Origin of the sequence: Salinicoccus cyprini (genome assembly GCF_007713705.1) — a bacterium.
Lineage (GTDB): Bacteria > Bacillota > Bacilli > Staphylococcales > Salinicoccaceae > Salinicoccus > Salinicoccus cyprini.
On sequence record NZ_VMSJ01000005.1, the window covers coordinates 94,583 to 115,051 of the forward strand.

Genomic DNA, 20,469 nt, shown 5'->3' on the forward strand with positions numbered 1-20,469 from the left:
GGAAAGCTCATTGATAGATGTAAATAGATTTCAATATATGAAAATAGGTCTGGCTTCATCAGAAAAGATCCGTTCATGGTCTTTCGGGGAAGTCAAAAAGCCGGAAACAATCAACTACAGAACACTGAAACCTGAAAGGGACGGTCTGTTCTGTGAGAAGATTTTCGGTCCTACGAAGGACTGGGAATGTAGTTGTGGAAAATACAAGCGTGTCAGATACAAAGGCATGGTCTGTGATCGTTGTGGTGTTGAAGTGACACGTGCAAAAGTAAGACGTGAGAGAATGGGGCATATCGAACTTGCTGCCCCTGTCTCCCACATCTGGTACTTCAAGGGCATCCCATCCAGAATGGGACTGCTTCTTGACATGTCACCGCGCTCACTTGAAGAAGTCATCTACTTTGCGTCCTACGTCGTAATCAAACCAGGTTCCACGGGACTTGAGCAGAAGCAGCTCATGACTGAACGCGAGTACAGGGAGTACTACGACAAGCATGGTAATACTTTCACTGCGAAGATGGGTGCCGAAGCGATCAAGGAACTTCTGATGGATGTCAATCTCGAATCCGAGCTTGAAATGCTCAGAAAAGAACTTGAAACAGCGACAGGCCAGCGTCTGACAAGAGCAATCAAACGTCTGGAAGTTGTCGAGTCATTCCGCAGCTCCGGAAATGATCCGTCATGGATGATTCTTGATGTTCTGCCGATCATCCCGCCGGAAATCCGTCCGATGGTCCAGCTTGATGGTGGACGTTTCGCCACAAGTGACCTGAACGATCTGTACCGTCGTGTCATCAACCGTAACAATCGTCTGAAGCGTCTGCTCGACCTTGGTGCTCCCGGCATCATCGTACAGAATGAGAAGCGCATGCTGCAGGAAGCAGTGGATGCACTGATTGATAACGGACGCCGTGGCCGCCCGGTAACGGGACCAGGAAACCGTCCGCTCAAATCCTTGTCCCACATGCTTAAAGGTAAGCAGGGCCGTTTCCGTCAGAACCTTCTCGGTAAACGTGTCGACTATTCCGGCCGTTCCGTAATCGTTGTCGGACCAAGCCTGAAGATGTACCAGTGTGGTCTCCCTAAGGAAATGGCACTCGAACTCTTCAAGCCTTTCGTCATGAAGGAACTCGTTGCGCGTGAAATGGCGACAAACATCAAGAATGCCAAAGGCAAAATTGAACGTATGGAAGATGACGTATGGGATGTGCTTGAAGATGTAATCAAAGAGCACCCGGTACTTCTGAACCGTGCACCGACACTCCACCGTCTGGGTATCCAGGCATTCGAAGCGACACTCGTTGAAGGCCGTGCCATCCGTCTGCACCCGCTGGTAACAACAGCTTATAATGCCGACTTTGATGGTGACCAGATGGCAGTACACGTACCACTTTCCAAAGAAGCGCAGGCGGAAGCACGCATGCTGATGCTCGCTGCCCAGAACATCCTGAACCCTAAGGATGGCAAGCCGGTCGTTACACCTTCACAGGATATGGTACTTGGCAACTACTACCTGACGCTCGAAAGAGAGTTCACAAAACGCGAAGGACATATCTTCAAAGATGCAAATGAAGTCGTCATGGCCTACCAGAACGGTTATGTACAGCTGCATACACGTATTGGTCTGCACACAGATTCACTTGAATCCGCGAAGTTCCCAGAGGCGCATAAAGGCAAGATTCTGATGACAACAACAGGCAAGGTCATCTTCAATGAAATCATGCCGCCATCCTTCCCTTACTTGAACGAACCGACAAGGGAAAACCTCGAGTTCCAGATACCGGACCGCTATTTCGTATCCGTCGAAGAGCTCGGTGAAGGCGGGCTTGCCGAAAGATTCAAAGATGAGCCGATTGTGCAGCCTTTCAACAAGAAATTCCTTGGCCAGATCATCGCTGAAGTCTTCAACAAGTTCCACATCACTGAAACTTCCGTCATGCTTGACCGCATGAAGGATCTCGGCTTCAAATACTCTTCCAAAGCCGGCATCACAGTCGGTGTCTCCGATATCGTCGTCCTGCCGGACAAGCAGCAGATCATCGACGAGACGGAAGAAAAAGTCGAGAAGGTCCAGAAACAGTTTGCACGTGGTCTGATCACTGAAGCGGAACGCTATGGTGCAGTCATTGAACTGTGGACAAGAGCGAAGGATGTCATCCAGGATCGTCTGATGGCTTCCCTCCACCGTCTGAATCCGATTTTCATGATGAGTGACTCCGGAGCCCGTGGTAATGCCTCCAACTTCACGCAGCTTGCAGGTATGCGTGGACTCATGGCCAACCCGTCCGGACAGATCATCGAACTGCCGATCAAATCCAGTTTCCGTGAAGGGCTGACAGTACTCGAGTACTTCATCTCCACACACGGTGCCCGTAAAGGTCTTGCCGATACGGCACTCAAGACGGCCGACTCCGGTTATCTTACAAGAAGACTGGTTGATGTGGCACAGGATGTCATCGTCCGTGAAGAGGACTGTGGAACAGACAAAGGTCTCCTTGTCCGTGCACTGACAGAAGGTTCAGAGCTGATCGAGCCGTTCATCGACCGTCTGGAAGGACGCTACTCGAAAGAGACGGTAAGACACCCTGAAACTAAAGAGATCATTGTGAAGTCAAACGAACTCATCACGCCTGAACTGGCGAAGGAAATTGTAAGCAGTGGTCTTGAGGAAATGTACATCCGTTCTGCATTCACATGTAATACACGTCATGGTGTATGTGAACGCTGCTACGGTAAAAACCTTGCAACTGGTGAAAAAGTCGAAGTGGGCGAAGCAGTCGGTACAATCGCTGCCCAGTCCATCGGTGAACCAGGTACACAGCTTACAATGCGTACCTTCCACACAGGTGGGGTTGCCGGAAGTGACATCACGCAAGGTCTGCCGCGTATCCAGGAGCTCTTTGAAGCACGTAATCCGAAGGGTCAGGCGATGATTTCCGAAATCCGTGGTGCAGTTACGGATATTGAAATCGTCAAAGACCGCCAGCAGGAGATCAAGGTCAAAGGTGAACAGGAGACGAAGACATACACAGCGCCGGCAACAGCGCGTGTACTCGTCGAAATCGGCGATCAGGTTGGTCCTGGTGAAATCCTTACGGAAGGTTCCATCGAACCGAAGGAACTTCTCGGTGTTGCTGGTCTGAACCACACTCAGGAATACCTCCTGAAAGAAGTACAGAAGGTATACCGTATGCAGGGTGTTGAAATCGACGACAAGCACGTCGAGGTCATGGTCAGACAGATGCTCAGGAAAGTAAGAATCATCGATGCCGGAGACACATCACTGCTCCCGGGTGCACTTGTTGATATCCATGCATTTACTGATGCAAATAGAGAAATCTTCAAAAAGCGCAAGAGACCGGCGACAGCCAAGCCTGTTCTGCTCGGTATCACGAAAGCATCACTTGAAACAGAAAGCTTCCTTTCTGCAGCCAGCTTCCAGGAAACAACAAGAGTACTCACAGATGCTGCAATCAAAGGCAAGCGTGATGAACTTCTCGGACTCAAGGAGAATGTCATCATCGGTAAGCTGATTCCAGCCGGCACAGGCATGCCGAAATACCGCGACGTCGAAATTGATGTAGAGAAAAATGAAGAAGCAGTAGAGAGAGAAGAAGTCCTGATAGAAGATTAGAAGCAAGGTCCTCTCATATATATGGGAGGACCTGTTTTTTTAGTGTATTTTGTTGACATGACCATGGGCAGATGCTATTATTATTAAGGTTACTCTATATGGGATCCGTGAGGTCAGTATGGAGAGACAAAATGTTGAAATGTAAGATTTGGTTCTTACACATTTTTTATACCCTAAAAATGAACCACCTGGATGTGTGGGATTAATGAAGAGAGGAGGAATACCATGCCAACGATTAATCAGCTAGTTAGAAAACCTCGTCAAACTAAAGGCAAAAAATCAGGATCACCAGCATTGAACAGAGGCTTCAACAGCCTTAAAAAACGTATGACGGATGAGAGTGCGCCTCAAAAACGCGGTGTCTGCACACGTGTCGGAACAATGACACCTAAGAAACCGAACTCCGCCCTGCGTAAATATGCGCGTGTGAGACTTTCCAATACTATCGAAGTAAACGCATATATCCCTGGAATTGGACACAACCTTCAGGAGCACAGTGTTGTACTGATCCGTGGAGGACGTGTAAAAGACCTTCCTGGTGTACGTTACCACATCGTACGTGGTGCGCTTGATACTTCTGGTGTCAACGACCGCAAGCAAGGCCGTTCACTATACGGTACTAAACGCCCTAAGCAGAAATAGTCCATTCATGATGACTGGATGAAATAATATTTGAAAGGAGGATGACTATGCCACGTAAAGGACCAGTTGCTAAAAGAGACGTATTGCCAGATCCGATTCACAATTCCAAACTTGTGACGAAACTCATCAATAAAATGATGGTGGATGGAAAACGCGGTACATCCCAAAGAATTCTCTATAAAGCATTCGATCTTGTACAGGAACGTTCCGGCAGAGATGCAATCGAAGTTTTTGATGAAGCGATCGAGAACATCATGCCAGTACTTGAAGTTAAAGCGCGTCGTGTTGGTGGTTCAAACTACCAGGTACCAGTAGAGGTGCGTGCGGACCGCCGTACAACTCTTGGACTTCGTTGGCTCGTGAACTACGCACGTCTGCGTGGGGAAAAGACAATGGAAGAGCGCCTAGCGAATGAAATTCTTGACGCTGCCAACAATACAGGCGGAGCTGTTAAGAAGCGTGAAGATACACACAAGATGGCTGAAGCAAACAGAGCATTCGCCCACTACCGCTGGTAGTAGGCGGGGCTCAAGCCGCTAAGCTTAATTTCATCCCATTCCTGGAAGGAGAAAAGGATACCAATGGCAAGAGAATTCTCTTTAGAAAAAACGCGTAATATCGGTATCATGGCTCACATCGATGCTGGTAAGACGACGACGACTGAACGTATTCTTTATTACACAGGCCGTATTCACAAGATTGGTGAAACTCACGAAGGTGCATCCCAGATGGACTGGATGGAGCAGGAACAAGAACGTGGGATTACGATTACATCTGCTGCTACAACTGCGCAGTGGGAAGGTCACCGCGTAAACATCATCGATACACCAGGACACGTAGACTTCACTGTTGAAGTTGAACGTTCCCTCCGTGTACTTGATGGTGCAGTAGCTGTACTTGATGCACAGTCCGGCGTTGAGCCTCAGACAGAAACTGTCTGGAGACAGGCGACAACCTACGGTGTTCCACGTGTTGTATTCGTCAACAAGATGGATAAGATCGGTGCTGATTTCGAGTACTCAGTCAACACAATCAAAGAACGTCTGCAAGCGAATGCACACCCGATCCAGTATCCGATCGGTGCTGAAGATGACTTCACAGGCATCATCGATCTCGTGGAAAACAAAGCATTCCATTATAACAATGACCTTGGTACTGAAATCAATGAGATTGAAATTCCTGCAGAATACCAGGATAAAGTTGATTCTCTCAGAGAAGGTCTGATCGAAGGCCTCGCAGATGTAAATGAAGATATCATGGAAAAATACCTGGGTGGAGAAGAGATTTCAACTGATGAGTTGAAAGCAGCTATCCGTCAGGCAACATGTGATGTTGAATTTTACCCTGTACTCTGTGGTACAGCCTTCAAAAACAAAGGTGTCCAGCTGCTTCTGAATGCAGCAATCGACTATCTTCCGTCCCCACTTGATGTTAAACCTATCGTTGGACACAAGAAGGACGATGAAGATGAGGAGATCATTGCTAAACCGGATGATTCCGAGCCGTTTGCAGCACTTGCATTCAAAGTAATGAGTGACCCATTCGTAGGTAAACTTACTTTCTTCCGTGTGTATTCCGGTACACTGGATGCAGGTTCATATATCAGAAACACTACGAAAGACAAGCGTGAGCGTGTCGGACGTATACTGCAGATGCACGCGAACTCCCGTGAGGAGATCTCGACTGTATACGCAGGCGATATCGCTGCAGCAGTAGGACTTAAGGATACTGGAACTGGAGATACACTATGTGACGAAAAGAGTCAGGTTATTCTCGAGTCCATGGAATTCCCTGAACCGGTTATCCACCTGTCTGTAGAACCTAAATCCAAAGCGGACCAGGACAAGATGACGAGTGCACTTGTCAAGCTTCAGGAAGAGGACCCTACATTCACAGCACACACTGACAACGAGACTGGACAGGTCATCATCGGTGGTATGGGTGAGCTTCACCTTGATATCCTTGTCGACCGTATGAAACGTGAATTCAAAGTTGAATGTAACGTAGGTGCACCAATGGTATCCTACCGTGAAACATTCAAAAAACAGGCTGCTGTTCAAGGTAAATTCACGCGTCAATCCGGTGGTCGTGGTCAATACGGTGACGTTCACATCGAATTCACACCTAATGAAGTCGGTGGCGGTTTCGAGTTCGAAAATGCTATCGTCGGTGGTGTTGTACCACGTGAATATATCCCATCCGTTGAAGCAGGTATCAAGGACGCTATGGAAAATGGTGTACTTGCCGGCTATCCAATGGTAGACGTCAAAGCGAAACTCTTTGATGGTTCATACCACGATGTCGACTCCTCGGAAATGGCCTTCAAAGTTGCTGCTTCACTCGCACTTAAAGAAGCTGCCAAAGTTTGTGACCCAGTGATTCTTGAACCACTCATGAAGGTTGAAATCGTTATGCCTGAAGAGTACATGGGTGATATCATGGGTGACGTCACAAGCCGCCGTGGACGCGTTGAAGGTATGGCTGCACGTGGTAACGCACAGATCGTCAATGCATTCGTACCACTTTCAGAAATGTTCGGTTATGCGACCAACCTGCGTTCCAACACGCAAGGTCGTGGAACTTACACAATGACTTTCAGTCACTATGAAGAAGTTCCTAAATCAATTTCTGAAGAAATCATCAAGAAAAACAAAGGTGCATAATCGGCACCACTTGATTTTTCAGCCTGAATCATTTATAAGTGATTTAGAAACACCTCGAGCGGGGTAAGCCCGCTTCGAGTTTCAATATAAACTACTACTTTATTTAAGGAGAGGTATACGAAATGGCAAAAGAAAAATTCGACCGTTCCAAAACGCATGCCAATATTGGTACAATCGGTCACGTCGACCACGGTAAAACTACTCTGACAGCTGCTATCGCAACTGTTCTTTCTAAAAGAGGATCTGGCGAAGCTCAAAGCTACGACATGATCGACAACGCTCCAGAGGAAAAAGAACGTGGAATCACAATCAATACTTCCCACATCGAGTATGAAACTGAAAAGCGTCACTATGCGCACGTTGACTGCCCAGGACACGCTGACTATGTTAAAAACATGATCACTGGTGCTGCTCAAATGGACGGCGGTATCCTCGTTGTTTCTGCAGCAGACGGCCCAATGCCACAAACACGTGAGCACATCCTGCTCTCTAAAAACGTTGGCGTACCTGCACTTGTTGTATTCCTCAACAAAGTTGACATGGTTGACGACGAAGAGCTTCTTGAACTCGTTGAAATGGAAGTTCGCGAACTTCTTTCCGAGTATGACTTCCCTGGCGACGACATCCCTGTAATCGCTGGTTCTGCACTCAAAGCACTTGAAGGCGACGAAGCATACGAAGATAAAATCATGGAACTCATGGAAGCTGTGGACACTTATATCCCAACTCCAGAGCGTGATTCCGACAAGCCATTCATGATGCCGGTTGAGGATGTATTCTCAATCACTGGTCGTGGTACAGTTGCTACTGGTCGTGTTGACCGTGGACAGATCAAAGTCGGTGACGAAGTTGAAATCATCGGTCTTGCTGAAGAAAACAGCAAAACAACTGTTACAGGTGTTGAAATGTTCCGTAAGCTTCTTGACTATGCAGAAGCTGGCGACAACATCGGTGCACTTCTCCGTGGTGTAGCACGTGAAGACATCCAGCGTGGACAAGTACTTGCTGCGCCTGGATCCATCACTCCACACACACAGTTTAAAGCAGAAGTTTATGTACTTTCAAAAGACGAAGGTGGACGTCACACTCCTTTCTTCGGTAACTACCGCCCACAGTTCTACTTCCGTACTACGGACGTAACTGGCGTAGTAAACCTTCCAGAAGGTACTGAAATGGTTATGCCTGGCGACAACGTTGAAATGTCAGTTGAACTGATTTCTCCAATCGCTATCGAAGACGGTACACGTTTCTCCATCCGTGAAGGTGGACGTACTGTTGGATCAGGCGTTGTAACTGAAATCACTAAGTAATCTGCTGATTATTGAAAAAGGAGCCTTCGGGCTCCTTTTTTGTACATAAATAAGGCTGCTCTCTTTATGAGAACAGCCTTATTTTTAATTCCGGAATCCGAGGACGATTTTAACGAGTGATTCCACGCCGGCCTTCATTCCTTGTTCATCGATATCGAACATTGGATGGTGGTGTGGATAGTCAGCACCTATACTACTGTTCCTGGCACCAGTGTAGAAGTAGGCACCTGGTGTATCCTGCAGAAAGTAGGAAAAGTCCTCGCCGCCCATGGAGGGTACGTTCTCCTCACACTTCTCGACATAATCAGCATCTTCAAGAACATCAAGTACATGGTTCAGCTGTTCATTATCATTGACCAGTGCAGGATAGCCCTCTGTGTAGTCCAGGGTACAGTTGACGCCGAAGCTCGATTCAATGCCATTTGCGATGCCTTCCATACGTTTTTGGACACTCTCTCTGACCTCCTTTTCAAACGTCCTGACGGTACCACTGACGACAGTCGTACTTGGGATGACGTTGAATGAAGAGCCCCCATTGAATGTAGCGACAGTCACAACTGCGGATTTCAGCGGATCGATTGTTCTGGATACGATGCTCTGCAGCTGCTGGATGAGTGAGGCGGCAGCAACAATCGGATCGACGGCTTCATGCGGTTCGGCGCCATGGCCGCCGCGTCCTTCCACTTCGATTGAAAAGGCGTCAGGGCTTGCCCACGCGTGGTCATACGTATATGCCAGTGTCCCTACAGGGAACTGGCTCGATAGATGGGTGCCGAAGACGTAGTCGACACCATCCAGTGCGCCGTCCTCAACCATGGATTTTGCACCGCCCGGAAGCAGTTCTTCAGCATGCTGGTGGATGAAGACGACATTGACCGGCAGTTCATCCTTATGCGCCGCCAGTATGCGCGCTGCTGTAATCAGCATGGCAGTATGGGCATCGTGTCCGCATGCGTGCATTACACCCGCCACTGTGGATTTATAGGGAACATCCTTTTCGTCCTGGATCGGCAGTGCATCAAAATCCGCGCGCAGGCCGATCGTCTTGAAACTGTCATCAACCTGAAGACGGGCAGTGATACCATTGCCGCCGACGTCTCGCCTGACTTCAAAACCGAGGTCTTTAATCTGATCGTATATATACTGCTTCGTATTTTCCTCTTTGAATGACACTTCGGGGTGCATGTGCATATGTCTGCGCATATTCACCATATCCTCGTAATGCTGTTCTATTTCATGGGTCAGATCCATCATTGTCCATTCTCCTTCTCGAAATAATTGAATACGGACTTTACCATGACGGATACTGCATTGGTGAGTCCTTTTTCGTCAATATCGAACTTGGCGTGGTGATGCGGATAATCCGCTTTGAAACTTGAGTTTCTTGTACCGGTGTAGTAGAAAGTGCCGGGCACACGCTGCAGATAGTAGGAGAAATCTTCTCCACCAAGATCCGGTGCCATTTCGCGTACTTCATCTACAGTGCTGATTTCCTGTGCTGCTGCCAGAACAAGATCGGTCTTGTCTGTATCGTTCACTACCGGTGGATAGCCTTTCATATAATCAAGGTCATAGGAGATGCCCGTTGTTGTCACCAGGCCTTCGAGGCATTTCTGCAGTTCGCTGATCATGACATTCTGGGTTTCGGCATTGAATGTACGGATGGTGCCACCGACTTCGACTTCATCCGGGATGATGTTATGCTGGTGTCCACCGTTGAACATCGTAATGGACAGAACCACAGGCTCCATCGGTTTCGATTTGCGCGTGACGATATACTGAAGCTGATTGCAGAATGAGATGGCAGCAGCTACCGGGTCGATGGTCGCATGGGGTTTTGATGCGTGACCGCCCCGTCCGCGTATCTTGATGGTGAAGTCATCCGGCATGCCTGTTGCGGTGCCGTATTTATAGCCGATGGTACCGACATCAAGATTGCTTGAAATATGCTGGCCGAAAATGGCGTCGACATCCTCAAGGCAGCCATCAGCAATCATCTGTATGGCACCGCCCGGATCGACTTCTTCGGCGTGCTGGTGAATGAAGACGACGTTGCCCTGGAGCTGGTCTTTATTCTCTGTCAGGATGCGCGCCACTGTCAGCAGGACGGCAGTATGGGCATCGTGTCCACAGGCATGCATGACACCGGGGACGGTGGACTTGTATGGAACGTCCTTCTGATCCTGGATCGGCAGTGCATCAAAATCGGCACGAAGGGCCACTGTAGGCAGCGCAGAATCGATCGTCAGGCGGCCGACAACACCGCGGCCACCAACCCCTTCCTGGACTTCCAGCCCGAGTTCTCTCAAATATTCGGCAATGTATGCAGGCGTCTGGACTTCCTGAAAGGACAGTTCAGGGTACATATGGAAATGCCGGCGCAGTCGAACCATTTCGTTGTAGTGGGTGCGTGACAGCTGTTCTACGACTGATGTTTCCATTCAATCACCTGCTCGATCTCGAGTATTTTCATAAACATGGCCAGACCGCTTGCCATGGCGTCTTCATCCATATCGAATCTTGGATGATGGTGGACATAATCGCTCAGCTTCCCGGCATTTCCGGAGCCGGTAAAGAAGAAGGCGCCTGGACGTTCATTGATGTAGTAGGAGAAGTCTTCGCCGATCATCAGCGGCTTCGCTTCTTCAAAATCAAGACCGATCTCTCCGGCAGCCTGACGGATGATGTCTGCTTCCGATTCATGGTTGATGACCGCCGGGTAGCCGAAATCATACTGCACTTCAGCTGTCGCACCACGTTTTTCTGCAGTGAGCGTGGCTTCCTTGTGGAAGATATCCCGGATCTTCTCCTTGACCTTGAAATCGAATGTCCGTACCGTACCGATGATTTCAGCTGTATCGGGGATGACGTTGAAGGCATCTCCGGAGCTGACTTTGCCGACGGTGACAACAGCATTATCAAGGGGAGAGACCTGTCTCGATACGACAGTCTGCAGATTGGTGATGAGCTCCGCTGCAATGACAATCGGGTCGACGGCATTCTGCGGGTGTGCAGCATGTCCGCCTGTGCCCTGGATTTTTATTTTGAACATATCCGGGCTTGAAATGACGGGGCCCGTCTTCGTTTTGATCTGGTGCGTCGGGTACTGGCTCCAGTAGTGCTGTCCGTACACTTTATCGATGCCTTCAAGCACGCCGTCTTCAACCATGGAGATGGCGCCTCCCGGCTGGACTTCTTCTGCAAACTGGAAAATGAATGAGATGCTGCCTTTAAGATGGTCTTTATTTTTATGAACCAGGTCGAGCAGTCCGAGCAGTGTGCTCGTATGGGCATCATGTCCACACGCGTGCATGACACCATCGACTGTCGATCTGTAGGGTACATCCTTTTCATCCTGTATGGGCAGTGCATCGAAATCAGCGCGTATGGCAACATGTGGATGGGCCATGCTGCCGATTGTCGCCAGCAGCCCTCCGCCGCCGACACCTTCTCTTACAGTCACATCCGGATAGCGCGCGAGACACTCCAATATGTATGTATAGGTTTCCTTTTCATGAAATGAAACTTCAGGGTGCATATGCATATACCGCCTGTGCTCGACCATGTCGGGCATGACGGTTTTCACGATATCATCTATTGTCATGTATTTCGCCTCCATAAATTATATTACACAATTTTATCAAATTTTCGTACTTTTCGAAACATATTAAAACGCATGTTTTCAATTCTATGACCGGTTGCACTTATGATATGATAAAAGAAAGAGGAGGAGATTGGTAATGTCTAGAATTTTGGATGAGTATCTTGCATCGAATCTGCAGGAATTGAAAGAAAATGGACTCTATAATGAGATAAATGTGGTGGAAGGTGCGAACGGTCCGGAAATCACGATTGAAGGGGAAAGACTGGTCAACCTGTCTTCCAACAACTATCTCGGCCTCGCGACGAATGAGACATTGAAGCAGGTGGCTAAAGAGGCAATCGATTCCCACGGTGTCGGTGCAGGAGCTGTACGTACAATCAACGGCACACTCGATCTGCACGTGGAACTGGAGGAGACGCTCGCTCGATTTAAGGGGACAGAAGCGGCAGTCGCATTCCAGTCCGGGTTCAACTGCAACATGGCGGCCATTCAGGCTGTCATGGGCAAGGAGGATGCAATTCTGTCCGACGAACTGAACCACGCTTCGATCATCGACGGGTGCAAGCTGTCACGCGCAAAGATCATCCGCGTCAACCACTCCGATATGGCTGATTTAAGACAGAAGGCGAAAGAAGCGGTCGAATCCGGCCAGTACAGGAAGGTCATGTACATCACCGACGGTGTATTTTCAATGGATGGCGATGTGGCCATGCTGCCTGAAATCGTCGATATCGCCAAGGAGTTCGACCTCATCACCTATGTGGATGACGCACACGGTTCCGGCGTCATGGGCAAAGGCGCAGGTACAGTGAAGCACTTCGGCCTCGAGAAGGATATTGATATCCAGATGGGTACACTCTCGAAAGCCATCGGTGTTGTCGGCGGCTATATTGCAGGATCAAAGGATCTCATCGATTATCTGAAAGTGGCAGCACGCCCATTCCTGTTCTCCACTTCCCTGACACCAGGGGATACACGGGCAATCACCGAAGCGGTACGCATGCTCATGGCATCCACAGAGCTGCATGATAAGCTATGGGAGAATGGCAACTACCTGAAAGACGGATTGAAGAAGCTCGGATTTGAGATCGGCAATTCCGAAACGCCGATTACACCTTGCATCATCGGCGATGAAAAGACGACACAGGAATTTTCAAAACGTCTGATGCAGGAAGGCGTATATGCCAAGTCCATCGTCTTCCCGACAGTTCCTAAAGGTACCGGCCGAGTGAGAAATATGCCGACAGCTGCGCATACGAAGGAAATGCTCGATCGGGCACTTGAAGTATATGAAAAAGTCGGCAAGGAACTGGATGTAATCTCATAATCTAAGGAGTACAGCAATGGAACGAATTCTAATTACAGGTGCGCTCGGCCAGATCGGCACAGAGCTCACTTTGAAACTGAGGGAAAAGTATGGGGAAGGCAATGTGCTTCCTACAGATATAAAGGCACCTGAAGATGACAATCTGAAAGGTCTGCCATTCGAAATTCTGGATGTCCGGGATATGGAGCGGATGAAGGGGATTGTGTCCGAGTTCAGACCGGATACAATGCTTCACATGGCGGCACTGCTCAGTGCAACGGCGGAAAAGAATCCGCAGTTCGCATGGGACATCAATATGGTTGGTCTGATGAATGCACTGGAGACAGCGCGCGAATATGATCTCAAGTTCTTCACACCGAGCTCGATCGGTGCTTTCGGCCCTTCCACCCCGAAAGAGAATACGCCACAGGTCACAATCCAGCGTCCAACCACGATGTACGGGGTGAACAAAGTTGCCGGAGAACTGTTGTGTGACTACTATTTTGAAAAATTTGGTGTCGATACCAGAAGTGTCCGCTTCCCGGGGCTGATCTCTCACGTCAAGGAGCCCGGTGGTGGAACGACAGACTACGCTGTCGAAATATATTTTGAAGCTGTCAGAAATGGCGCTTATACATCGTTCATCGACAAGAGCACCAATATGGATATGATGTACATGGACGACGCCATCGACGCCATCATCAAGCTGATGGAAGCAGATCCAGATCAGCTTGTCGACCGCAATGCGTTCAATGTCACAGCCATGAGCATCAATCCGGAAATGGTTGCCAATGAGATCAGAAAACACATACCAGGCTTTACGCTCGACTATGATGTCGATCCTGTGCGCCAGGGCATCGCAGCGAGCTGGCCGAATGCGATTGATGCAAGCGAAGCAAAGCGCCAGTGGGGATTCCAGCCGAAGTATACTTTGGAAAAAATGACGGAAACCATGCTGGAAGCGATACGAAATAAGAAGTAGGAAGGCAGGATTGCCTTCTTATTTTTTCTAATCGGAGGCGGCAAAATGACGCGTGTAATACTATTTGACAAAGATGGTACACTGATGGACTACCATAAAGTGTGGACACCTTATGCCAAGCGGTCCATCGAAGCCTTTGCAGAAGCGTTCGACTGTCATGATATAAAAGATGAACTCGCTCACAGGCTCGGACTGATCAATGGGCAGATTGCGCCGAATTCCGTTCTTGCGAGCGGTACAGGAGATATCATCCAGGATCAATTCGAGCGCTATCAGACAGGCGGTGGCAAGTGGATGAAGGACTTCTATGAGGAGAACCTTGATGCGCTGCGCGACAGCATGGAACTGATAGACGGTGCAGCAGATGTGCTGCGCCAGCTTGCAGCAGACGGCTATAAGAATATCATCGTTACGAGTGACAGCCGGCTGAGTACGGAATATTTCATCCGCAAGTTCTCTTTGGAGAGTGTGGTGCATGAAGTGGTTGCAGGCGACGATTCCCCTTTCCACAAACCGGATATCCGGATTCTGGAGCCATTGTGCAGAAAGACCGGCCATTCATTGGACGAGATGGTGATGATCGGGGACAACCGGGCGGATACGATGCTCGGTTATGAAGAAGGACTGCGGACGATTGGTGTACTGAGCGGCACGTGCCGCAGGGAGGATCTCGAAGGCGCGGATATGATCCTCCAGAGTGTAACGGATGTCATTGATGACGGACGTTTCATTCTGGAGGAAGATGGTGCGGATCATGCATGAAGCGTATATGAAGCTGGCGCTGGCTGAAGCCCGGAAGGCAGAGGCCATCGGTGAAGTGCCGATCGGGGCAGTAGTGGTCCATGAAGGCAAGGTCATCGCAAGCAGCCACAATCTGAGGGAAACATCACAGAACCCGCTGACCCATGCGGAAGTCATCGCCATCAATAAGGCGAGTGAAGTCCTTGGATCGTGGCGGCTTGAAAACTGTACACTCTATGTCACGCTCGAACCATGTGTCATGTGTTCCGGTGCCATCGTGATGAGCCGGATTCCTCACGTCGTCTACGGTGCAAAAGACCCGAAAGGCGGTACTGTGGACAGTCTGATGCGCTTGCTTGATGAACCCCGCTTCAATCATCGGGCCATCGTCACCAGTGGTGTGCTGGAAGCGGAATGCAGCGGGATGCTGAAGTCTTTTTTCAAAGCTTTGAGGGAAAAACGGAAAAATCAACCGATTGATTAAATTTTCTGATAAAATGAAGTTAAAAACAATAAGGGAGTTTTGGAGCGCTTATGGTCAAATTAATCGCATTAGATATGGATGGGACCCTGCTCACCCCGGGCCATGAAATCAGTCCCCGGAACAAGGCTGCAATCAGCAAAGCGATGGAACGTGGGGTACAGGTTGTTGTCGCTACAGGACGTGCTTTCTACGAAGCACATGGCATCATCAATAAATTGGATATGAAATTGCCGTATATCTGTCTGAATGGTGCAGAGGTCCGCAATGAATCAAGCGAAGTCATGACAACCAACGCATTGAATGCCGAGCTGATCGAACAGGCTGCAGATGTGTTCAGAGCTGAAGATATCTTCTATCAGGTCTATACAGACCGTGCCATCTACACAGCGAGCATCGAACAGGATATAGAAATATTCAAGGACCTTTCCACCCAGATGGGCCAGAAGCCGGAAGAAGACAAGATCCGCCGGTTCATGGAAGAAAGGCTCGAACGCGGTACGTTGATCGAAACGGATGATTATAAGTCGATCTTTGAACGGGAAGATGAAAATGTTCTGAAACTGCTGGCCGCTTCATCCAGCAAACCGAAACTTGTACGGGCAAAGAACAGTCTGTATGAGATTGGCAACCTCGCCGTATCCGCATCTGCACCACACAATATAGAGCTGACACACGTCAATGCACAAAAGGGGATTGCACTTGCCAACGTTGCAGAGATCATGGGTATCGATATGAAAGACGTCATGGCAGTCGGCGACAACCTGAACGACATCTCCATGCTCAAACGCGCCGGCATATCCGTTGCCATGGGCAACGCTGCTTCAGAAGTCAAAGGCATAGCCGACAAGGTTACAGCAACGAACATCGAAGATGGCGTCGCCATTGCGATTGAAGAGGCGCTTGAAGAAATGGATAAGGAAAAAGCAGGAGCACGCGATACAGAAGCCTAGATAAACATGCAAGCCCATTTCCTGAAATAGGAAATGGGCTTTTTGCATGCCTATATGCTTTGCGGATCGGCTTTGCCATCCAATAATACATCAGACGTCTCAGGTACTGTTTCATCCGGCGCTTCATTTTCAGTCTTGGCTGCATCATACATGTCTTTGGATCTTGCTATGAGTTTCTCATTGAAGATGGTGAACACGATTGCGATGATCAGGATGGCACTGACAACATTGATGACCCAGTAGAGTTCAAAGTCATATAGATAGCCGTAGAATATTGCCCCGACCGGCATGATGCTCATCGAGCACAGGTTCATGGTGGAAAACACCCTGCCTTTGATATGCTGCGGTGTGACGAGCTGTACAAAAAGGTTGATTGGTATATTAACGAACTGGAGTGTCATGGCCACGCTGGTACCGATCAATCCGAGCAGTACGACAAGTGTGGCAATATCCACTTCGAGATGGAGCGGGAGTAGATAGAGGGCAACCAGACCGGCAAAGACGAAAAGCCCTCTTTTCATCAGTCGGAATGGACTCTTGAGGTTTTTTATTCTGGCGACCGTCACCCCGCCGATCAGAACACCGATACCGGCGATGGCATTGACGATGCCCACCGTTTCCGGCTGGAAGGCCAATTCATAGATCATCATCTTTTCAGGAAAGATCGTTATAACACCGGACATGAAGTTGACCAGTGCGGCAATGATCAGAAGAGACTGGAACACTTTATTTCTGGCGATGAAAATGAAACCTTGGCTGACGTCGTGCTTGAACGTTTCAAAGCTGGCACCTTCAGTATGGTTTTCTTCATAATCCTTCTCCTGATAGTAGAGATCGAACTTCAGGAAGAAGTCGAGCAGCGCAGAGAGTGCGAATGCAATAAGGAAGATCAGGATGATTTGCGAGAAGGACAGGAGGCCGAACAGCACGCCTCCGAGTATCGGACCGAGGATGACGGTTGATGACAGGATGGCTGAAGTGTAGCCCATCACCTGCTGAATCCGATCCTTATGAAACAGTTCCGTTATGGCAGTCTGGAAGGCATTCGAGACGAAGGGTTCAATCATGGATGTCAGGAACGTCACGATATAGATGGCAATCAGGTTGATATCGTAGATGACAGTATAGAGGAACAGACCCATAATCACCAGTGAGTTCAAGATCTCACCCGAGATGACAATTTTTCTTTTATTGCCAAGATCACTCAATACACCTGAGAAGGGCAGCAGAATCAATGTGACGATAATGCTGATGGCCATATTGATGGAAAAATAGAATGCAGATCCGGTCTCGTACATGATGAAGTAGCTGACAGCGAAAAGATATACATATTTTCCGACACTCAGAATGAAGCGGCTCAGTGCATACACGACAAAGTTGATTCGTTCCTGTAAAGGCAACTGCTGATTGAAAATCATTACTCCACCCCATTTGTTTAATTTAATTAAACTTATTATATGGCGGAAAACCTTGCTTGTCAAATAAAAGTTTAATATAATTAAACATATAATATTATGGAGATGAAAATATGAGTCTTGGAGCACGCATCAGACAACTGCGTAAAGAACGGAAAATGACCCTGGTCGACCTTGCCGGCGAGCAGATTACCAAAGGCATGCTGAGTCTGATTGAAAATGATAAATCGAAGCCTTCCATGGAAACATTGAACCATATCGCAAAGAAACTCGATGTTTCGATCGGCTACCTGACCCAGGAGGGGGATGAGGCATGGACGAGGTGGGTTCTTGATAGTGAAGATTTCAATAGTTCATATTCTTTCCCTTTTGAACACGTGGAGCAGGAGGTCCTGCCGAATCTGGATAAAGTATCTCAGAATGTAAAAGGGATGGAGCTCTATCATGTAATACGCATCTATTACCGATATAAAGGAGAACACAGCCAGGCCGACAGCTATTCCGAGAAGATCAGCAGCTTCTACAGAACCATGGGCATGGAGCATCTGGTGGTCAGGGATAAATTGAATGATGCCATATCACTCATGTACAGCCAGGACTACGCTGAGGCATTCAATCGGCTTGTCGAATCCGAAGAAGAGATCGTGTCCTTCAAGGAGTATGATTCCCGGATAGAACTGGATTACTATTATGTAAAAGGGATATTCGCTTTGTCTGTCGATATGGAGACGTTCGAAGATATTCTGAACCAGTCGATTGAACTGTCCTATGAACATGAGAACTTCAAATACTTTTTCTCTGAAAATGTCATACTCGGCTACTACTATGCACTGATTGGTGAACAGGGCAAGTATGAGATGTGCTGCGAGAATATAAAGCGATACCTTAAGTTCAACAGGCAGGAAAAATACGAGATTGAAATTATAGATGAGGATAATCCTGTACCGAAATTTTATGTGCTGGTGGAGGATAGGGAAAAACAGGCCGAGCTGTATGAGGAGTATATAAACAGGATTCAGAAGGTGTATGAAAAGGATCAGGGCAAGATGGTGGGAATGCCTTTCTACGGACCGATTTTCGCATTGGAGCACGCCTATTTCGAGGGCAATTACGAGAAAGTCGTTCAAATGTACCACGACGATATGTACATCCGGACGACTGCCCAGCACCCTATCGACCGCATTCTGATGGCGATCCGCTCATGTGTCTATCCGCTGAGCCTCTATTACATGAATGAAAAAGAGAAAGCACGTAAAGCTTTCAATACAATCGAAGCGACCATCGAGGACATCAAGGATTCCATTTTCACTACTGAGTTCTACATGATCCGTGACATCATATTTGAAAGATAAATGCCTCCCTTTATGGGAGCATTTTTTGTATGAAAATGAAAGGTTTTGCTGGAGCGCAACGCAGTAGCCCACAATTTAATTTAGCCTGTATACTTTATTGAAAATTTAGAATACAATTACTGTACTTCGTTTATTTTAGGAATTAAACAGCAGGAGGTTAATATGAAAGCAATTCTATTAGGTCTTCTAAGTGCTTTATTTTTTTCCGTAACTTTCATTCTGAACCGGTCGATGGAATTGTCGGGGGGTCATTGGGCGTGGAGTGCTTCTCTGCGTTATTTCTTCATGCTGCCGATACTCGTGCTGATCGTATTCCTGCAAGGGAAGCTTCTTCCGGTACTCAGACATCTTCGGGAAAATCTTTTCGGTTGGATTGTCTGGAGTACTGTCGGTTTTGGATTTTTCTATACCCCCATTGCATTTGCTACAGTGTATGGTCCAGGCTGGCTCGTGGCAGCAACTTTCCAGATGACGATCATAGCTGGTTCCCTACTTGTGCCTCTGCTGAATCAGAACAGCAGCATGAGCAGACGGATACCTTTGGCGAGCATATTGATTTCTCTTATCATCCTTTTTGGTGTTTTCATCATGCAGTTGGAACATGCATCCACCGTGCCACTGCAAAATGTTCTGCTATGCGTTCTGCCGTTGATAGTGGCTGCTTTTGCCTATCCACTTGGTAACAGGAAAATGATGCACCTGGTTGGAGGCAGTCTATCAACCATTCAGCGTGTACTTGGCATGACCATAGCCAGCATGCCGCTCTGGATCATCCTGGCGGTTTATGGAACGGTTGTTCACGGCCTGCCGAGTTCTGGACAGGTATCCCAGTCATTCATCGTTGCTGTAAGTTCAGGCGTCATCGCCACTGTACTATTTTTCTATGCAACAGAACTTGTAAAGGACAGCCCTTCGAAGTTGGCTGGCGTTGAAGCGACTCAATCAGGTGAAGTGTTGTTTGCCCTCCTTGGCGAAATGCTTCTGCTGCATACAGCGTTACCGTCCTCTTTGACCATTTTCGGTATGATACTTATCATTTTCGGCATGATTCTCCATAGTCTGCATTCCGCCATTTCAACCAGGAAGTTGGCTAGAATGAATGTGGAAGTCCACCATGGCTGATCGGTAAGGAACACTTTCATAATGAGCCATGAAGGTTTTTACTATAGCTTTCATAAGCAGTATTTTTGCGGAGGAAAGTGATGGTATGGTGAAAAAGAGAATGGATTAGTTTTTTGTTTCTATCAACATAATCCAGGGTATACTAGAGAGCAAACTATGCAAAATGGAGGAGATCAATGATATCTATGATTGTTGCGATACCACAGGTATTGGTATGCTCAGCATTCGATGGGACTGGTGAAAATTCATCAGAAGATGGCACTT

General features: G+C 48.1%; 16 protein-coding genes. 12 read left to right on the plus strand and 4 right to left on the minus strand.

All coding sequences use genetic code 11. The features are described from left to right. Nucleotides 1–10 precede the first annotated feature (10 nt). The 5 genes from rpoC to tuf all read left to right on the plus strand — a co-directional run bounded on the left by rpoC (nucleotide 11) and on the right by tuf (nucleotide 8,249). On the plus strand, nucleotides 11–3,634 hold the full coding sequence (rpoC, locus tag FO441_RS10930) for a DNA-directed RNA polymerase subunit beta' (RefSeq protein ID WP_145289972.1): 3,624 nt from the start codon (nucleotides 11–13) through the stop codon (nucleotides 3,632–3,634). Between the two features lie 225 nt (nucleotides 3,635–3,859). After that, nucleotides 3,860–4,276: a 30S ribosomal protein S12 gene (gene rpsL / locus FO441_RS10935; RefSeq protein ID WP_145289975.1), complete on the plus strand. Its 417-nt coding sequence runs from the start codon at nucleotides 3,860–3,862 to the stop codon at nucleotides 4,274–4,276. Nucleotides 4,277–4,323: 47 nt separating this feature from the next. Next, on the plus strand, nucleotides 4,324–4,794 hold the full coding sequence (rpsG, locus tag FO441_RS10940) for a 30S ribosomal protein S7 (RefSeq protein ID WP_145289978.1): 471 nt from the start codon (nucleotides 4,324–4,326) through the stop codon (nucleotides 4,792–4,794). Between the two features lie 63 nt (nucleotides 4,795–4,857). Then, complete coding sequence (gene fusA / locus FO441_RS10945) at nucleotides 4,858–6,939, plus strand: elongation factor G (protein ID WP_145289981.1); 2,082 nt, start codon at nucleotides 4,858–4,860, stop codon at nucleotides 6,937–6,939. A gap of 122 nt (nucleotides 6,940–7,061) precedes the next feature. Then, nucleotides 7,062–8,249: an elongation factor Tu gene (tuf, locus tag FO441_RS10950; protein WP_145289984.1), complete on the plus strand. Its 1,188-nt coding sequence runs from the start codon at nucleotides 7,062–7,064 to the stop codon at nucleotides 8,247–8,249. Nucleotides 8,250–8,333: 84 nt separating this feature from the next. On the opposite strand, the gene FO441_RS10955 is transcribed toward tuf, so the two are convergent. Genes FO441_RS10955 through FO441_RS10965 form a run of 3 tightly spaced genes read right to left on the minus strand, consistent with a single transcriptional unit; the run spans nucleotide 8,334 to nucleotide 11,853 of the window. Beyond that, the gene (locus FO441_RS10955) at nucleotides 8,334–9,503 is read right to left on the minus strand and encodes a M20 metallopeptidase family protein (protein WP_145289987.1); all 1,170 of its coding nucleotides are present in this window, start codon (nucleotides 9,501–9,503) and stop codon (nucleotides 8,334–8,336) included. Beyond that, nucleotides 9,500–10,690 carry an amidohydrolase gene (locus FO441_RS10960; protein WP_145289990.1) on the minus strand — a complete coding sequence of 397 codons (1,191 nt, stop codon included), beginning with the start codon at nucleotides 10,688–10,690 and terminating at the stop codon, nucleotides 9,500–9,502. Before FO441_RS10960 ends, FO441_RS10955 begins: the two co-directional genes overlap by 4 nt. Next, nucleotides 10,672–11,853 (minus strand): amidohydrolase, encoded by a 1,182-nt coding sequence (locus FO441_RS10965; protein WP_145289993.1) that lies wholly within the window; start codon nucleotides 11,851–11,853, stop codon nucleotides 10,672–10,674. The genes FO441_RS10960 and FO441_RS10965 overlap by 19 nt, the downstream gene beginning before the upstream one ends. Nucleotides 11,854–11,989: 136 nt before the next feature. On the opposite strand from FO441_RS10965, the gene FO441_RS10970 reads away from it, so the two are divergent. From FO441_RS10970 to FO441_RS10990, 5 genes are read left to right on the plus strand one after another with little or no spacing between them, the layout of a single operon-like run. Then, nucleotides 11,990–13,180 (plus strand): glycine C-acetyltransferase, encoded by a 1,191-nt coding sequence (locus FO441_RS10970; protein ID WP_145289996.1) that lies wholly within the window; start codon nucleotides 11,990–11,992, stop codon nucleotides 13,178–13,180. A gap of 16 nt (nucleotides 13,181–13,196) precedes the next feature. Further along, nucleotides 13,197–14,141 (plus strand): L-threonine 3-dehydrogenase, encoded by a 945-nt coding sequence (locus tag FO441_RS10975; RefSeq protein ID WP_145289999.1) that lies wholly within the window; start codon nucleotides 13,197–13,199, stop codon nucleotides 14,139–14,141. Nucleotides 14,142–14,186: 45 nt separating this feature from the next. Continuing rightward, nucleotides 14,187–14,903, plus strand: coding sequence for an HAD family hydrolase (locus FO441_RS10980; RefSeq protein ID WP_145290002.1), 717 nt, complete (start codon nucleotides 14,187–14,189; stop codon nucleotides 14,901–14,903). Beyond that, the gene (gene tadA, locus FO441_RS10985) at nucleotides 14,896–15,366 is read left to right on the plus strand and encodes a tRNA adenosine(34) deaminase TadA (protein WP_145290320.1); all 471 of its coding nucleotides are present in this window, start codon (nucleotides 14,896–14,898) and stop codon (nucleotides 15,364–15,366) included. The genes FO441_RS10980 and tadA overlap by 8 nt, the downstream gene beginning before the upstream one ends. 50 nt (nucleotides 15,367–15,416) lie before the next feature. After that, on the plus strand, nucleotides 15,417–16,316 hold the full coding sequence (locus tag FO441_RS10990; RefSeq protein WP_145290005.1) for a Cof-type HAD-IIB family hydrolase: 900 nt from the start codon (nucleotides 15,417–15,419) through the stop codon (nucleotides 16,314–16,316). A 50-nt stretch (nucleotides 16,317–16,366) separates the two neighbouring features. Here the strand turns inward: FO441_RS10990 and FO441_RS10995 are convergent, their stop codons facing one another. Continuing rightward, nucleotides 16,367–17,734 carry an MFS transporter gene (locus tag FO441_RS10995; protein ID WP_145290007.1) on the minus strand — a complete coding sequence of 456 codons (1,368 nt, stop codon included), beginning with the start codon at nucleotides 17,732–17,734 and terminating at the stop codon, nucleotides 16,367–16,369. Nucleotides 17,735–17,844: 110 nt separating this feature from the next. Between FO441_RS10995 and FO441_RS11000 the strand changes: the two genes are divergently transcribed. Next, nucleotides 17,845–19,083, plus strand: a complete 1,239-nt coding sequence (locus tag FO441_RS11000) for a helix-turn-helix domain-containing protein (protein ID WP_145290010.1) — start codon at nucleotides 17,845–17,847, stop codon at nucleotides 19,081–19,083. A 162-nt stretch (nucleotides 19,084–19,245) separates the two neighbouring features. Continuing rightward, nucleotides 19,246–20,205 (plus strand): DMT family transporter, encoded by a 960-nt coding sequence (locus FO441_RS11005; RefSeq protein ID WP_145290012.1) that lies wholly within the window; start codon nucleotides 19,246–19,248, stop codon nucleotides 20,203–20,205. The last annotated feature ends 264 nt before the right edge of the window (nucleotides 20,206–20,469 follow it).

What these genes read in the sequence shown, in the direction of transcription:
- rpsL (WP_145289975.1), top strand. Translation starts at nt 3,860, where the DNA reads ATGCCAACGATTAATCAGCTAGTTAGAAAACCTCGTCAAACTAAAGGC.
- rpsG (WP_145289978.1), top strand. Translation starts at nt 4,324, where the DNA reads ATGCCACGTAAAGGACCAGTTGCTAAAAGAGACGTATTGCCAGATCCG.
- fusA (WP_145289981.1), top strand. Translation starts at nt 4,858, where the DNA reads ATGGCAAGAGAATTCTCTTTAGAAAAAACGCGTAATATCGGTATCATG.
- tuf (WP_145289984.1), top strand. Translation starts at nt 7,062, where the DNA reads ATGGCAAAAGAAAAATTCGACCGTTCCAAAACGCATGCCAATATTGGT.
- FO441_RS10955 (WP_145289987.1), bottom strand. Translation starts at nt 9,503, where the DNA reads ATGATGGATCTGACCCATGAAATAGAACAGCATTACGAGGATATGGTG.
- FO441_RS10960 (WP_145289990.1), bottom strand. Translation starts at nt 10,690, where the DNA reads ATGGAAACATCAGTCGTAGAACAGCTGTCACGCACCCACTACAACGAA.
- FO441_RS10965 (WP_145289993.1), bottom strand. Translation starts at nt 11,853, where the DNA reads ATGACAATAGATGATATCGTGAAAACCGTCATGCCCGACATGGTCGAG.
- FO441_RS10970 (WP_145289996.1), top strand. Translation starts at nt 11,990, where the DNA reads ATGTCTAGAATTTTGGATGAGTATCTTGCATCGAATCTGCAGGAATTG.
- FO441_RS10975 (WP_145289999.1), top strand. Translation starts at nt 13,197, where the DNA reads ATGGAACGAATTCTAATTACAGGTGCGCTCGGCCAGATCGGCACAGAG.
- FO441_RS10980 (WP_145290002.1), top strand. Translation starts at nt 14,187, where the DNA reads ATGACGCGTGTAATACTATTTGACAAAGATGGTACACTGATGGACTAC.
- tadA (WP_145290320.1), top strand. Translation starts at nt 14,896, where the DNA reads ATGCATGAAGCGTATATGAAGCTGGCGCTGGCTGAAGCCCGGAAGGCA.
- FO441_RS10990 (WP_145290005.1), top strand. Translation starts at nt 15,417, where the DNA reads ATGGTCAAATTAATCGCATTAGATATGGATGGGACCCTGCTCACCCCG.
- FO441_RS10995 (WP_145290007.1), bottom strand. Translation starts at nt 17,734, where the DNA reads ATGATTTTCAATCAGCAGTTGCCTTTACAGGAACGAATCAACTTTGTC.
- FO441_RS11000 (WP_145290010.1), top strand. Translation starts at nt 17,845, where the DNA reads ATGAGTCTTGGAGCACGCATCAGACAACTGCGTAAAGAACGGAAAATG.
- FO441_RS11005 (WP_145290012.1), top strand. Translation starts at nt 19,246, where the DNA reads ATGAAAGCAATTCTATTAGGTCTTCTAAGTGCTTTATTTTTTTCCGTA.